Origin of the sequence: Variovorax sp. RA8, from assembly GCF_901827175.1 — a bacterium.
In the GTDB taxonomy this organism is placed as follows: Bacteria; Pseudomonadota; Gammaproteobacteria; order Burkholderiales; family Burkholderiaceae_C; genus Variovorax.
In genome coordinates, this window is the sequence record NZ_LR594662.1 from 2,555,034 (window position 1) to 2,569,928 (window position 14,895).

The window sequence follows — 14,895 nt, forward strand, 5'->3', positions numbered from 1 at the left end:
CACTTTTCCGGAGCCCAAGCGATGAGTCATTTTCTGGACCGCCTCAGCTACTTCAGCCAACCGAGGGAAGCCTTCTCTGGCGACCACGGCGTCACGACGGGCGAGGACCGCACGTGGGAAGACGCCTACCGCAACCGCTGGGCGCACGACAAGGTCGTGCGCTCGACGCACGGCGTGAACTGCACCGGCTCGTGCTCCTGGAAGATCTACGTCAAGGGCGGCATCGTCACCTGGGAGACGCAGCAGACGGACTACCCGCGCACGCGCTGGGATATGCCCAACCACGAGCCGCGCGGCTGCGCACGCGGCGCCAGCTACAGCTGGTACCTGTACAGCGCGAACCGCGTCAAGTACCCGATGGTGCGCGGCAGGCTCCTGAAGAGCTGGCGCGAGGCGCGCATCGCACACGACCCCGTCGGCGCTTGGGCTTCGATCGTCGAGGACGATGCAAGGCGCCGCGACTACCAGCAGGTGCGCGGCCTCGGCGGCTTCGTGCGCTCGACGTGGGAGGAAGTCAACGAGATCGTTGCAGCGGCCAACGTCTACACGATCAGGAAGCATGGCCCCGACCGCATCATCGGCTTCTCGCCGATCCCCGCGATGTCGATGATCAGCTATGCCGCGGGCAGCCGCTATCTCAGCCTGATCGGCGGGGTGTGCATGAGCTTCTACGACTGGTACTGCGACCTGCCGCCGGCAAGCCCGCAGGTCTGGGGCGAGCAGACCGACGTGCCCGAGTCGGCCGACTGGTACAACTCCAGCTACATCATCGCCTGGGGCTCCAACGTGCCGCAGACGCGCACGCCCGACGCGCACTTCTTCACCGAGGTGCGCTACAAGGGTGCGAAGACGGTGGCCGTGACCCCCGACTATTCCGAAGTCGCCAAGCTGGCGGACATCTGGATGCACCCGAAGCAGGGCACCGACGCCGCCGTGGCCATGGCCATGGGCCACGTGATCCTGAAGGAGTTCTACTTCCCCGACGGCGGACGCGAGCGCAGCGCCTACTTCGACGACTACGTGCGCCGCTACACCGACATGCCGATGCTGGTGATGCTCAAGGAGCACACCCTGCCCGGCGGCGAGGTCATCATGGTGCCCGACCGCTACGTGCGCGCTTCGGACTTCAACGGCAAGCTCGGCCAGGCCAACAATCCCGAGTGGAAGACCGTCGCCTTCGACCAGCACGGCAAGGTGGTGCTGCCGCACGGCGCGATCGGCTTCCGATGGGGGCCCGATGGGCGCGCCGACGAGGGCCAGTGGAACCTCGAGGCCAGGGAGGCGCGCCACGGCGACGAGGTGAGGCTCAGGTTGTCGGCACTCGAGGGCGACCAGCCGAGCACGGAGACGGCGCGGGTCGGATTCCCGTACTTCGGCGGCATCGCGAGCGAGCACTTCCCGTCCAGCGAACAGGGCGACGTGCTGGTGCGCATGGTGCCGGTCACGCGTGTCCCGCTGGGCAAGGCCGGCGAGCATCGCGACGCGATCGTGGCCACCGTGTTCGACCTGCAGGTGGCGAACTACGGCGTGGCGCGCGGACTCCCCGGCGAAGATGGTGCCCCCACGCTCGGCGCTGACGCGTCCTCGCTGCCCCCCGAGGGGGCTGGCGCCACCTTGGGGCGGCCCGGCGGCGTCGCCCGCGCAGCCGCCAGCTTCGACGACGACACCCCCTACACGCCGGCATGGCAGGAGCGCATCACCGGCACGCCGCGCGCGCAGTTGATCACGGTGGCGCGCCAGTTCGCCGAGAACGCGCACAAGACGCAAGGCAAGTCGATGGTGATCATCGGCGCGGCGATGAACCACTGGTACCACAGCGACATGAACTACCGCGGCGTCATCAACATGCTGATGATGTGCGGCTGCATCGGCAAGAGCGGGGGAGGGTGGTCGCACTACGTCGGCCAGGAGAAGCTGCGCCCGCAGACCGGCTGGACCGCGCTGGCCTTCGCGCTGGACTGGATCCGCCCGCCCCGCCAGATGAACAGCACCAGCTTCTTCTACGCCCACACCGACCAGTGGCGCTACGAGAAGCTGGGCATGGAGGAAGTGCTCTCGCCGCTGGCCGACAAGAAGGCGTACGCGGGCAGCATGATCGACTACAACGTGCGCGCCGAGCGCATGGGCTGGTTGCCGAGTGCGCCGCAGCTGCAGACCAATCCGCTGCAGGTGGTGCGCGACGCGCAGGCCGCCGGCGTCGACCCGAAGGACTACGCCGTGCGGGCACTGAAGGACGGCTCGCTCAGGATGAGCTGTACCGACCCGGACCACCCGGACAACTGGCCGCGCAACATGTTCGTGTGGCGCTCCAACATCCTGGGCTCCAGCGGCAAGGGCCACGAGTACTTCCTCAAGCACCTGCTCGGCACGAGCAATGGCGTGCAGGGAAAGGACCTGGGTGCCGAGGAGGCCAAACCCGAGGAGGTCGTCTGGCACGACAAGGCGCCTGAAGGCAAGCTCGACCTGCTGGTGACGCTCGACTTCCGCATGAGCACCACCTGCCTCTACAGCGACATCGTGCTGCCGACGGCGACCTGGTATGAGAAGAACGATCTCAACACGAGCGACATGCATCCCTTCATCCATCCGCTGTCCACGGCGGTGGACCCGGCCTGGCAATCGCGCAGCGACTGGGACATCTACAAGGGCTTTGCCAGGAAGTTCAGCGAGGTCTGCGTCGGCCACCTCGGCGTCGAGCGCGAGCTGGTGCTGACGCCCCTGATGCATGACAGCCCTGCCGAACTGGCCCAGCCCTTCGAGGTTCGGGACTGGAAGCGTGGCGAATGCGAGCTGGTGCCGGGCAAGACCGCGCCCAACATGCAGGTGGTCGAGCGCGACTACCCGAACGTCTTCAAGCGCTTCACCGCCCTGGGTCCGCTGATGGGCAAGGCCGGCAACGGCGGCAAGGGCATCGGCTGGAACACGCAGTCCGAGGTGAAGCAGCTCGGCGAGCTCTCCGGCTTCGTCACCGAGCCCGGCGTGACCTGCGGGATGCCGAAGATCGAGAGCGACATCGACGCCGCCGAGGTGGTGCTGATGCTGGCGCCCGAGACCAACGGCCAGGTGGCCGTGAAGGCCTGGGAGGCGCTGGGCAAGCAGACCGGCCGCGACCACACGCACCTGGCGATCCACCGCGAGGACGAGAAGATCCGCTTCCGCGACATCCAGGCGCAGCCGCGCAAGATCATCAGCTCGCCGACCTGGAGCGGCATCGAGAGCGAGACCGTTTCGTACAACGCCGGCTACACCAACGTCCACGAGCTGATACCTTGGCGCACCCTGACCGGGCGGCAGCAGTTCTACCTGGACCATCCGTGGATGATCGCCTTCGGGGAGGGCTTTGCCACCTACCGCCCGCCGGTCGACCTGAAGACCACTGCGGGGGTCCTGGGCGTCAAGCCGAACGGCAACCCCGAGATCGCGCTGAACTTCATCACCCCGCACCAGAAATGGGGCATCCACTCGACCTACACCGACAACCTGCTGATGCTCACGCTCAGCCGCGGCGGGCCCTGTGTGTGGATCAGCGAGGACGATGCGAAGCGCGCCGGCATCGTCGACAACGACTGGATCGAGCTGTTCAACGTGAACGGCGCCATCGCGGCGCGTGCGGTGGTGAGCCAGCGCGTCAAGCCGGGGATGGTGATGATGTACCACGCCCAGGAGAAGATCATCAACACGCCGGGCTCCGAGATCACCGGCGCGCGCGGCGGCATCCACAACTCGGTGACGCGAATCGTCCTCAAGCCCACCCACATGATCGGGGGCTACGCGCAGCTGAGCTACGGCTTCAACTACTACGGGACCATCGGCACCAACCGCGACGAGTTCGTCGTGGTGCGCAAGATGAACAGGATCGACTGGCTCGACACGCCGGTCGCCGACGAGCTGATTCGCCCCGTGCAGGCCGAAGGAGAAGTCGCATGAAGATCCGCGCGCAGATTGCCATGGTGCTCAACCTCGACAAGTGCATCGGCTGCCACACCTGTTCCGTGACCTGCAAGAACGTCTGGACCAGCCGCCCCGGCATGGAGTACGCCTGGTTCAACAACGTCGAGACCAAGCCCGGCATCGGCTACCCGAAGGAATGGGAAAACCAGGGCAAGTGGAACGGCGGCTGGGTGCGCAAGGCCAACGGCGCGACCGAGCTGCGGCAGGGCGCGAAATGGAAGCTGCTGATGCGCATCTTCGCCAACCCGAACCTGCCCGAGATCGACGACTACTACGAGCCCTTTACCTTCGACTACGGCCACCTGCAATCGGCGCCGGAGATGAAGGCGACGCCCACGGCGCGTCCGCGCAGCCTGATCACAGGCAAGCAGATGGAGAAGATCGTCTGGGGCCCGAACTGGGAAGAGATCCTCGGCGGCGAATTCTCCGGTCGCAGCAAGGACAAGAACCTGGATGGATTCGACCAGATGCAGAAGGACATGCTCGGCCAGTTCGAGAACACCTTCATGATGTATCTGCCGCGGCTGTGCGAGCACTGCCTGAACCCGGCGTGCGTGGCGTCGTGCCCGTCCGGCTCGATCTACAAGCGCGAGGAGGACGGCATCGTTCTGATCGACCAGGACAAGTGCCGCGGCTGGCGCATGTGCGTGAGCGGCTGCCCGTACAAGAAGATCTACTACAACTGGAAGAGCGGCAAGGCCGAGAAGTGCATCTTCTGCTACCCGCGCATCGAGGCGGGCCAGCCGACCGTGTGCAGCGAGACCTGCGTCGGCCGGATTCGCTACCTGGGCGTGCTCCTTTATGACGCGGACCGGATCCAGGAGGCCGCGAGCGTCGAGCACGACCGCGACCTGTACAAGGCACAGCTCGACATCTTTCTCGATCCGAACGATCCCAAGGTCATCGCCCAGGCACGCCTCGACGGCATTCCCGACAAGTGGATGGAAGCGGCGCGCACCAGCCCGGTCTACAAGATGGCGGTCCAATGGAAAGTGGCCCTGCCGCTGCACCCCGAGTACCGCACGCTGCCGATGGTCTGGTACGTGCCGCCGCTGTCGCCCATCAGCGCCGCTGCCAACGCGGGGCACGTGGGCAGCAACGGCGAGATCCCTGACGTCAACCAGCTTCGCATCCCCGTCAACTACCTGGCCAACCTGCTGACCGCCGGAGACACCGTGCCGGTCGTGCGGGCGCTCGAGCGCATGCTGGCCATGCGCGCCTACCAGCGCGAGAAGCATGTCGACGGGCGCATCAACCACGATGTGCTCGCACAGGTGGGCATGAGCCAGGCGGAGGTCGAGGAGATGTACCAGGTGATGGCGATCGCCAACTACGAAGACCGCTTCGTGATCCCCTCGACTCACCGCGAGTACGCGGAGAACACCTTCAACGTGCGCGGCGGCTGCGGCTTCACCTTCGGCAACGGATGCTCGGAAGGCACCAGCGAGGCGAGCCTGTTCGGCAGCGAGAAGAAGCGCACGATCCCCATCCGGGCGGAGGTCTGAGCATGTTCACGCTGAACTCGCAACGTCCGTTCACGAAGACCCTGCGCATCCTCTCCGCCGTGCTCGGCTATCCCGACGCAGGCATGCGCAGCCATCTGCCGGAGATGGGCGAACTGCTTCGCAGCGAGCATGCCCTGTCACCGTCGCGGCTGGCCGAGCTCGAGGGGCTGATGGACATGCTGTGGCGCGCCGAACCCCTGGAGGCGGAAGCCGACTACGTCGAGCTCTTCGACCGGGGCCGCGGCACCTCCCTGCACCTGTTCGAGCATGTGCACGGCGACTCGCGCGAGCGCGGGCCGGCCATGATCGACCTCGGGCAGACCTACGAGAAGGCCGGCCTGTTCCTGGCCGAGGGCGAGCTCCCCGACTACCTGCCCGCGGTACTGGAATTCGTCTCCACGCAGCCGGTGCGCGAGGCGCGGGCTTTCCTGGGCGAGATGGCGCACATCCTGAATGCCATCTTCGGTGCCCTCCAGCACCGCGAGAGCCCCTACGCCAGCGTGCTCGGCGCGCTGCTCGAGCTGGCCGGGGAGAAGGCGCAGCCGGTCAAGCCGCCCGCCGACGAGGCGCTCGACGAGAGCTGGGCCGAACCCCCCGCCTTCGATGGCTGTTCGTCCAAGGGGCAGGCCAGCCCCGGCCAGCCGCAACCCATCCGGATCGTGCGCAAGAGCAACGTCACACAAGGAGCATCGTCATGAAAGGCGTGTATGGCTTTCTCTTCCAGGTCTATCCGTATGTCTGCTTCATGGTGTTCGTGCTCGGCAGCCTGATCCGCTTCGACCAGAGCCAGTACAGCTGGAAGAGCGACTCCTCGCAGATGCTGCGGGCCGGCACCCTGCGCTGGGGCAGCAACCTGTTCCACTTCGGCGTGCTGTTCCTGTTCTTCGGGCACATGGTCGGGCTGTTCACGCCGCACAGCGTCTACGGCATCTTCATGAGCGCTGCGACCAAGCAGATGATGGCCGTCGTGGCCGGCGGCATCGCCGGCGCGCTGTGCTTCGTCGGCCTGTCGCTGCTGCTGTACCGGCGCGTGTTCGATCCGCGCATCCGCCTCACCAGCCATCCGACGGACATCGCGGTGCTGGTGGTGCTTTGGGTCCAGCTCGTCGTGGGGCTGATCACGCTGCCGTACTCGGTGCAGCACGCAGACGGCAGCGTGATGCTGATCCTGGCGGACTGGGCGCAGCGCATCGTCACCCTGCGTCCGGTCGATGCCACCGCACTGGCCGCCCTGGCCTGGCCGTACCAGGTCCACATCGTGCTCGGCATGACCATCTTCCTGCTGTTCCCGTTCAGCCGGCTGGTGCACGTGTGGAGCGGCTTCGGGACCATCCGGTTCCTGTTCCGGCCGCACCAGGTCGTGCGCAGCCGCCGGCTGAACGTTCCGGCCGGCCACAACCAGCCACGCGAACCCGGGGCCGTCTGAAACAAGGAGAGAACCCTCATGAATGTCCAACCTCTCGATCCGGCCGCCGCGGCGCCGCAGGCGATGGCAGCGCCGGTGGCGCGGGTCAATGGCGTCGCACTCCACGCCGAGGCCGAGGCCTTGACGACGGAGGAACTGCGCCAGCGCGCGTGCTCCGAGCTGCTGCGGCAGGCCGCGATCCACGCGGGTCTGCTGGCACCCACGGATGCAGCGGCCGGCGACGGCGTGCTCAGCGAAGCCGCCTCGCAGGCCATCGATGCGTGGCTGGAGCGCGAACTTCAGTTGCCCGAGCCGTCCGAGGAGGCCTGCCGGCGCCATCATGCGGCGCACCCGGCCCGCTATCGGACGGGGCAGCGCGTGCGGGCGCGGCACGTCCTGTTCGCAGTCACACCGGGCATGGACGTGGTGGCACTGCGCAATCGCGCAGAGGCCTGCCTGCTCGATGTCCGCTGCCACGACGGCAAGGCGGGTGGCGGCGCAAGCGCCGGCTTCGAGCAGGCCGCCCGCGAGCTGTCCAACTGTCCCAGCGGCGTCGAAGGCGGCGAGCTCGGATGGCTGACCCCGGCCGACTGCGCGCCCGAGTTCGCCCGGGAGATCTTCGGCCAGGTCGAGGTCGGCGTGCTGCCGCGCCTGGTCCACAGCCGGTTCGGCTTGCACGTGGTGGAAGTTCTCGAGCGCGAGGGCGGCGAGCCGCAGTCCTTCGAGTCGGTGCGCGGCGCGGTCGCGATGGCACTGCGCCAGCAGGCGTATGTGACGGCGCTTCGGCAGTGCCTCCAGCTGCTGGCGGGACAGGCCGTGGTCGAGGGCGTGGACCTCGATGCGGCGCAGACGCCGCTGGTTCAGTAACCGCGCGTGGGGCTGCCAGAGGGCGTCAGCCGATCTGCACTGGCTGGCCTTCGCTGTCGAAGGGGACGAGGCCGGCCACATCGCCGGACTTGATCGATTCGACCATGCGCCGCAGCGGCGCTTCGGCCTGTTCGCTGGTCGGGCTGCGGCTCGCGCTGCCGGACATCGCGGCAACGAACACGATGTCCCACAGCTGGCCGAATTGTCGTGCCTCGTCCCGCAGGGCGTCGAAGGAGACGACCTCGTCGGGCGTCTTGTCGACGCACATCAGGGGCGTCAGCGTGCCGCCCTGGCCCGATTGGTAGCGCTCGTGCTGCGCAGGTGTGGCGTCCTCGGGCACGCCGGCGGCCGTGAAGACGAAGAGCAGGCGCTGCGCCTGCGTCATCTCGCGCGCGGCGCGCAGCAGATCGTCGAAGCTTGAAATGGACATGTCGGTTTCTCGGTGCAGGAACGAAGCGGGCCGCTTGCCAGCGGGCGGGGTGCCGTGCAGGACGGTCGATCCGGGTAGTGTGACCTTGCGCCGGGCGATTGGCTTGAGTTTCCTCAAGCGTGGCGAAGGCATGGCCCAGGTCTTTGACCGAAGCGCAAGTTTGACCTTCATCGACACTGCGTCGAAGGTGCATGTGATCGAGATTCCCCCGCTGTCAGTGCCACCGATCGCGCATGATGGCGTGCGTGACCATGGTTTGCGTCACACCCCATTGGCCCAGCAACCATGCGTAGATCTGGCGTTCATCATCGGTAACCCGGCCATCGGCCGTGATCACGGCCGCAGCCAGGCGGCATACCAGCAGGCGCAGTTCGGGATCCACCACCGCCTGCTGCAAAGCCAGCATCAGGCACCGATCACTCGAGCGCAGCCATTGCGTCTGGCTCAAGGGGCGCCCGATCTCCTCCAGCGCCGCCTCGGCCCGCGTCAGGAAGTCGTCCCGATGAACCCCCAATCTTTGGTAGGCGCCGAGCCGGTCGAGTTCCGCCACCTCACGCGGATCGATCCGCCCGTTGGCAGATACAGCGATGGCAAGCAGCGATGCAGCGGCATCGGCTGCCGCATGTGTGGTCGATGGCATGGTCATTCCTGTCATGTGTGTGGTTCAAGAGACGGCACCCGACGCTGCCGCTGATTGGTCGTCGAACTGCCGTCGATGGCAAACAGGACTCCTCATGGAAGCGGGTGGCGTGTGTCGTTCGGTATGGCGGCGCCGGCAAAGGCTTCGAGCGCCGAGCCGACACTGCCGGAATGCTGCAGTGCGCCGACGATCTTCCTGAAGAGGGGCCGGTACGCCTCGTCCGCCTCGTAGCCCGCCAGCGGGTCGCGGTTGAGCAGGAACGCTGCATCGAGGTCGGCCCATTCGTCGGCGTCGAGCACCGCCTGGGCCAGCGGCAGGATCTCGGTCTCCTCGATATGCATGTGATCGAGATAGAAGTGGGCGTACTGCTTCATCAAGGCCTCGAAGTGGCGCCGGCGCGCTTCGCACTGGCCGGTGCCGCTCATGATGCGGAATCCGAGCAGCGCGTGTTCGAGCTCACGGATGGCCTGCTCGCCATGTGCATGGTCGCGGTCAAGGCGGTCGAGCACCGCGTCGATGCGCGCATCGCGTCCACGGAGCTTGGCAAAGAGCAGGCGGCTCTCCTTGGGATGGTGCAGCTTCTCCGGGAATTCGTCCATATAGAACAGCATGGCCTGCAGGGCATCGAAGTCGGGCAGGGTATTGCGCCGCCGATGCTCGCGCAGGAGCAGCATGATCGAGCGCAGCATGGCCGAGAGCGCCCGATGTTCGTGGCAGATGATGGCCAGGCTGGGATGCGTCATGGGCTGATCTTCCCTTCTACCCCCGGCTGCTTCCGCCTGTTCAGGGGGACTGCCTTGCGTCGGCCGGCGCGCCATGCCGCGCCTGATAGCCATACCAGAGGCTGCCGGCGATGCGATGCGCGAGGTCGTCGGCGCGTTGCCGCAGCGCTTCGTTCTCCAAGGCCCGGGTGGTCTCGTGGAAAAGGGCGAGCCAGCGGTGGAACAGCGTCGGGGTGAGCCCCGGCAATGCCACATGCCTGGGCATGGGCGTTCCCCTGTAGCGGGCCGTGCCTCTGAGGGCGGACGACCAGAAGTCGACCATCTTGGCCAGGTGTGGATCCCAGTCGGCGATGCGCGACTCGAAGATCGGGGCGAGCAGCTCGTCGTTGCGCACCTTCGAATAAAAGGCGTGGACCAGCGACACGACCTCTTCCTCGGTACAAAGGTCAGGACTTGGCATGTGGGGCCGCCCAAGCTGCGCGCCGGTGGGCATTTGCTGCGCGAACATCCCGCATCTCCTTTTGTCTCCTGGCATTCCACTTCGAACCGCACTGGAAGCCTAGCGCGGGCCGATCGCCGCTTCCTTGATCTGAAACAAGCTCCTTGCGTTTGGCCGCGACAGAAGGTTCGCACAGGCCTGGCACGCCGCGCGCCCTCGAATGCGACCACCTGCCGGCAAGACATTTGCGCTAGCGCAAGGTCCGCCGATGTGGAGTCGCCGACCATCGGGACGTACAGGAGACCAAGGCATGACATCACCGGACAACGCGCAGACCCCGAAACACTATCCTCCGCCGGAGGGCCTGGCCCGCTCGGCCCATGTGGCCGGACGCGCCGCCTACGACGCGCTGGCGGCCGAGGCCGAGGCCGACTACGAAGGCTACTGGGCGCGCCTGGCGCGCGAGTTCGTGGAATGGAAGACACCGTTCGAGAAGGTGCTCAACACCGCTCACGCGCCCATGTACAAGTGGTTCGAGGACGGCACCTTGAACGTCTCCTACAACTGCCTGGACCGGCAGGTCGCCGCCGGCCGGGGCGACAAGGTCGCGATCATCTTCGAGGCCGACGACGGCAAGGTGACCCGCACCACCTACGCGCAACTGCTGTCGCAGACCTGCCGCATGGCCAATGGGCTCAAGGCGCTGGGCATCGGCAAGGGCGATCGCGTGGCGATCTACATGTCGATGTCGGTCGAAGCCGTGGTGGCGATGCAGGCCTGTGCGCGCCTGGGCGCGGTGCACTCGGTGGTGTTCGGCGGCTTCTCGGCGCATTCCCTGCGCGACCGGATCGCCGACACCGGCGCCGTTGCCGTCATCACGGCCGACGAGCAGGTGCGCGGCGGCAAGACGCTGCCCTTGAAGGCGCTGGTCGATGAGGCGCTGGCACTCGGCGGCTGCGAGGCCGTGCGCAGCGTCGTTGTCTACCGCCGCACCGGTGGCGCCGTCGCGTGGCAACCGCATGACCATTGGATGCACGAGCTCACGCAGGTTCAGCCGGAGACCTGTGAACCCGAATGGGTTGGCGCCGAGCATCCGCTGTTCCTGCTCTACACCTCCGGGTCCACCGGCAAGCCGAAGGGCGTGCAGCACAGCAGCGGCGGCTACCTGGTGCAGGTTGCAGCCACGGCCAAGTGGACCTTCGACCTGCATGACGACGACGTCTTCTGGTGCACGGCCGACATCGGCTGGGTCACCGGCCACAGCTACATCGCCTACGGGCCGCTCGCGCTGGGCGCGACCCAGGTGGTGTTCGAGGGCGTCCCGACGTATCCCGATGCGGCCCGCTTCTGGAGGATGATCGAGAAGCACAAGGTGACGGTGTTCTACACCGCGCCGACCGCCATCCGTTCGTTGATCAAGGCCGCCGAGGGCCATGCCGAGGTGCATCCAAGCCGCTTCGACCTGTCGAGCCTGCGCATCCTCGGCTCGGTGGGCGAGCCTATCAATCCGGCAGCATGGGAGTGGTATCACAAGCATGTCGGCGGCGGGCGCTGCCCGATCGTCGACACCTGGTGGCAGACGGAAACCGGCGGCCACATGATCACGCCGCTGCCCGGCGCAACCGACCTGGTGCCAGGCTCCTGTACCTTGCCGTTCCCCGGCATCATGGCCGCGATCGTCGACGAGACCGGCGACGACCTGCCGAATGGGCAGAGCGGCATCCTCGTGATCAAGAAGCCCTGGCCCGGGATGATCCGCACCATCTGGGGCGACGATGCGCGCTACCGGTCGAGCTACTTTCCGGCAGAGCTGCGTGGCTATTACCTGGCAGGGGACGGCGCGGCGCGCGACGCCGAGACAGGCTACTTCACCATCGGCGGTCGCATCGACGATGTCCTGAACGTGAGCGGCCATCGCATGGGGACCATGGAGATCGAATCCGCGCTGGTGGCCTGCACCGACCTCGTGGCCGAGGCGGCGGTGGTCGGCCGGCCGGATGAAACCAGCGGCGAGGCGATCTGCGCCTTCGTCGTGCTCAAGCGGTCCCGGCCGACGGGCGAGGAAGCTCGCAAGCTGGCCGCCGAACTGCGCAGCTGGATCGGCAAGGAGATCGGCCCGATTGCGAAGCCGAAGGACATCCGCTTTGCCGACAACCTGCCCAAGACGCGCAGCGGCAAGATCATGCGCCGCCTGCTGCGCTCCGTCGCGAAAGGCGAAGCCATTACGCAGGACATCTCGACGCTGGAGAACCCGGCCATCCTGGATCAGCTGTCAGAGGCGCACTGAAGGGAGCCACCTCATGTATCAACGCATACTTGTTCCCATCGACGGCAGTGCCACCTCGCTGCGAGGCCTGGACGAAGCACTTCGGCTGTCCAAGCTCACCGGCGCGAAGCTCCGGCTCGTTCACGTGGTGGACGAGTTGAAGTACGTGACGGGGTTCGAGACCTTCGCCACCTACAGCGGTGACGTGGTGCCGCTGATGGCGGAGGCGGGCAGGAAGATTCTCGAGCAGGGGAGGGAGCGTGCACAGCGCGCCGGCATCGATGCGGAGAGCGCGCTCTTCACGTCGGTCGCGGGCCGGGTCTCCGAGATCGTGGTCGACCAGGCAAAGGTCTGGAACGCGGATCTCATCGTGATCGGCACGCACGGCCGCCATGGCGTTGCGCGGGCGTTCCTGGGGAGCGACGCCGAGCAGGTGTTGCGCATGGCGCCGATTCCGGTGCTGCTCGTCAATGCCGGCCAGCGCGAGGCGGAAGGCAGCGGTGCGGCAGCCGAGCCGGCGGTCGTTCAAGCCTGACCCTGCGCACTCGATTGCCGGAACTTGTTCACGCCGAAGCACGATTCGGCGACGGAACGCGCCCCCCTGTGCCCTAGTTCCTCGCGTGACGGAAGATGCACGCGCATCATTGCCGAATCGGCACGCTGGCGCAGGCATCCGCCCTCGGCAGCAATCACTCGCCTCCACCCTTGAACTCGCAACCGAGGTCGCTCGCGGCCTCGGAGGCCGCTTGTGTTTGCCAATGGACAATATTCTTCGGACATGGACGTTCTGGATTCGCACCCCGCTGCGCGAAGAATGCAGGGCGCATCTCGAACAGGGAAAGCTGAAAGAGATGCGGGCAGCCCCGGGCAACCAGCGAGCGGCTGCACTGTTTCGCGACCGGGGGGACGGCACGACCGTGGTGGTCGTCATGTCGATCTGGGATTCAATGGCGAGCATTCGCGCATTTGCCGGCGAAGATCATGACCAGCCATCCATCGACGCAGCCGACAGGCCCAAGCTCTTCGATCGAGAACCCGTGGTGCGCCATTACACGGTGCCCGATTGGAATTCTCTCGATCGCCTGCCGCCCGGTTGTCTTCCGGACCTCGACGAGTGACGCCAGGCCTGAAGCTGCTTCTTCGCCTATGTTGCAACGGCGGCCGCCAGCCCATCGGCCGATTCAGGCCTGCGGCCGGATGTTCTGGTTCTGGCTGAACAGGTTGCCTGGGTCGTATTTGGCCTTCAGCCTGGCCAGCCGTGCATAGTTCGGACCATAGGCGCCGCCCGCCACGCGCTGCATCTCGTCCTCTGGCATGAAGTTCACGTAGACGCCGCCGGTTGCGTGCGGCGACAGTGCGTCGAACAGTGCGCGCGCCCAATCGATGCACTTGCGGTCGCTGCCGGCGTCGCGCCAGCGCGTGTGCACATTGACGACGAACTCGGCATCGCGGTGCGGATAGGCCGTGTCGCCGACCTCGACTCGATTGACCTGCCCGCCCAGTTGGCCGATGAAGATCTCGCACTCGTCGCTCGGGAGCCGGGCGGTGGCGTCGCACACGATGCGTTCGACATCGGTGGTCAGCGCCGTGAAATCATGCGACTTCCAGTAATTGCGTGCGCCCGGTTGCAGGAGCGGGTCGAAGGCGGTCTGCCAAGCCGCGAAGGGCATCGGTCCGACGTGCTCGCCGGCCGGCACGCCCCAGCTGCGCAGCGGCCTCGCGAGCTCCTCGCCTCGCCCGAGCTCGCCGATCCAGCAGAAGGGGATGACGACCACCTCCTTGCCGTGCACATCCGCCGGAAGGAAGGGAAGGGGGGGCGCCTTGCGCAGCACCATCCAGGTGGTCATCTCGTCGCCAGCCTCGGCCGTGAACCTGCGATAGCCCTCGAACACCTGCTTCGCCTGAGCGAGCGGATAGACGATCAGCCCGGCCAGCACCTCGGGGCCGAGGGGATGCAGCCGGTATTCGAACGAGGTGACCACGCCGAAGTTGCCGCCGCCGCCGCGCACGGCCCAGAACAAGTCGGCATTCTGCGTCGCGCTCGCCTGCACGAGCTCGCCGGAAGCGAGCACCACGTCGACGGCCGTCAAGTTGTCGATGGTCAGCCCCCGCTTGCGGCTTTGCCAGCCGAAACCGCCACCCAGCGTGAGTCCTGCCATGCCGGTGGTCGAGTTGATCCCCGTGGGCGTGGACAACCCGAAGGCCTGCGTCTCGCGATCGAAATCAGACAGCAGCGCTCCGGGTTCGACACGCGCCAGGCGTGCCACCGGGTCGACGCGGACCGATTTCATCCCTGACAGGTCGATCATCAGGCCGCCGTCGCAGGCGGCCTTGCCGGCGATGTTGTGGCCACCGCCCTTGACCGCCATCAGGAGCCGGTGCTCTCGCGCAAAGTTCACGGCCTGGATCACGTCGGCTGCGCCCGCGGCACGCACGATCGCAGCCGGCCGGCGGTCGACCATGCCGTTCCACAGCGTGCGCGACACGTCGTAGCCTTCATCCGCGGGCAGCAGCAGGCTGCCGCGCAGCGCCGCGCGCAACGTTGCAATGGGCTCGTCGGCGATGCCGACCGTACCGCCTTGGGTGGTGTGAAAGTCAATCATGGAACTGTTCTCCTTGAACTGCCGCCGGCCGGCCGGAAGGCCGCGGTTTCGACGGCGTGAGAGGAAG

At 66.7% G+C, this 14,895-nt stretch carries 13 protein-coding genes; 8 read left to right on the forward strand and 5 right to left on the reverse strand.

Annotation, left to right across the window (positions count from 1 at the left end; genetic code table 11):
• Nucleotides 1–21 precede the first annotated feature (21 nt).
• The 5 genes from E5P3_RS12105 to E5P3_RS12125 are packed head-to-tail and all read left to right on the forward strand — an operon-like array spanning nucleotide 22 to nucleotide 7,728.
• Entirely contained in the window at nucleotides 22–3,927 is a 3,906-nt protein-coding gene (locus E5P3_RS12105) for a nitrate reductase subunit alpha (RefSeq protein ID WP_162586197.1), read from the forward strand.
• A complete protein-coding gene (gene narH / locus E5P3_RS12110; RefSeq protein ID WP_162586198.1) occupies nucleotides 3,924–5,456 on the forward strand; it encodes a nitrate reductase subunit beta in 1,533 nt (510 codons plus the stop codon). Before E5P3_RS12105 ends, narH begins: the two co-directional genes overlap by 4 nt.
• Before the next feature lie 2 nt (nucleotides 5,457–5,458).
• Nucleotides 5,459–6,154: a nitrate reductase molybdenum cofactor assembly chaperone gene (gene narJ, locus E5P3_RS12115; RefSeq protein WP_162586199.1), complete on the forward strand. Its 696-nt coding sequence runs from the start codon at nucleotides 5,459–5,461 to the stop codon at nucleotides 6,152–6,154.
• Nucleotides 6,151–6,882: a respiratory nitrate reductase subunit gamma gene (narI, locus tag E5P3_RS12120; RefSeq protein ID WP_162586200.1), complete on the forward strand. Its 732-nt coding sequence runs from the start codon at nucleotides 6,151–6,153 to the stop codon at nucleotides 6,880–6,882. The genes narJ and narI overlap by 4 nt, the downstream gene beginning before the upstream one ends.
• Nucleotides 6,883–6,900: 18 nt before the next feature.
• Nucleotides 6,901–7,728 carry a peptidylprolyl isomerase gene (locus tag E5P3_RS12125; protein ID WP_162586201.1) on the forward strand — a complete coding sequence of 276 codons (828 nt, stop codon included), beginning with the start codon at nucleotides 6,901–6,903 and terminating at the stop codon, nucleotides 7,726–7,728.
• 25 nt (nucleotides 7,729–7,753) lie between these two features.
• Here E5P3_RS12125 and E5P3_RS12130 read toward each other — a convergent pair whose 3' ends face one another.
• The 4 genes from E5P3_RS12130 to E5P3_RS12145 form a co-directional block, all read right to left on the reverse strand.
• Nucleotides 7,754–8,158: a ribonucleotide reductase subunit alpha gene (locus E5P3_RS12130; RefSeq protein WP_162586202.1), complete on the reverse strand. Its 405-nt coding sequence runs from the start codon at nucleotides 8,156–8,158 to the stop codon at nucleotides 7,754–7,756.
• 214 nt (nucleotides 8,159–8,372) lie between these two features.
• Nucleotides 8,373–8,798 (reverse strand): hypothetical protein, encoded by a 426-nt coding sequence (locus tag E5P3_RS12135; RefSeq protein WP_162586203.1) that lies wholly within the window; start codon nucleotides 8,796–8,798, stop codon nucleotides 8,373–8,375.
• Between the two features lie 92 nt (nucleotides 8,799–8,890).
• Entirely contained in the window at nucleotides 8,891–9,541 is a 651-nt protein-coding gene (locus E5P3_RS12140) for a hemerythrin domain-containing protein (protein ID WP_162586204.1), read from the reverse strand.
• Nucleotides 9,542–9,581: 40 nt separating this feature from the next.
• Nucleotides 9,582–9,980, reverse strand: coding sequence for a group III truncated hemoglobin (locus E5P3_RS12145; RefSeq protein ID WP_162589655.1), 399 nt, complete (start codon nucleotides 9,978–9,980; stop codon nucleotides 9,582–9,584).
• Nucleotides 9,981–10,269: 289 nt separating this feature from the next.
• On the opposite strand from E5P3_RS12145, the gene acs reads away from it, so the two are divergent.
• The 3 genes from acs to E5P3_RS12160 all read left to right on the forward strand — a co-directional run bounded on the left by acs (nucleotide 10,270) and on the right by E5P3_RS12160 (nucleotide 13,343).
• Nucleotides 10,270–12,246, forward strand: a complete 1,977-nt coding sequence (acs, locus tag E5P3_RS12150) for an acetate--CoA ligase (protein WP_162586205.1) — start codon at nucleotides 10,270–10,272, stop codon at nucleotides 12,244–12,246.
• 13 nt (nucleotides 12,247–12,259) lie between these two features.
• On the forward strand, nucleotides 12,260–12,760 hold the full coding sequence (locus E5P3_RS12155; RefSeq protein ID WP_162586206.1) for a universal stress protein: 501 nt from the start codon (nucleotides 12,260–12,262) through the stop codon (nucleotides 12,758–12,760).
• A 223-nt stretch (nucleotides 12,761–12,983) separates the two neighbouring features.
• Nucleotides 12,984–13,343 carry an antibiotic biosynthesis monooxygenase gene (locus tag E5P3_RS12160; protein WP_162586207.1) on the forward strand — a complete coding sequence of 120 codons (360 nt, stop codon included), beginning with the start codon at nucleotides 12,984–12,986 and terminating at the stop codon, nucleotides 13,341–13,343.
• A 63-nt stretch (nucleotides 13,344–13,406) separates the two neighbouring features.
• On the opposite strand, the gene E5P3_RS12165 is transcribed toward E5P3_RS12160, so the two are convergent.
• On the reverse strand, nucleotides 13,407–14,828 hold the full coding sequence (locus E5P3_RS12165; RefSeq protein WP_162586208.1) for an FAD-binding oxidoreductase: 1,422 nt from the start codon (nucleotides 14,826–14,828) through the stop codon (nucleotides 13,407–13,409).
• Between the last annotated feature and the right edge of the window lie 67 nt (nucleotides 14,829–14,895).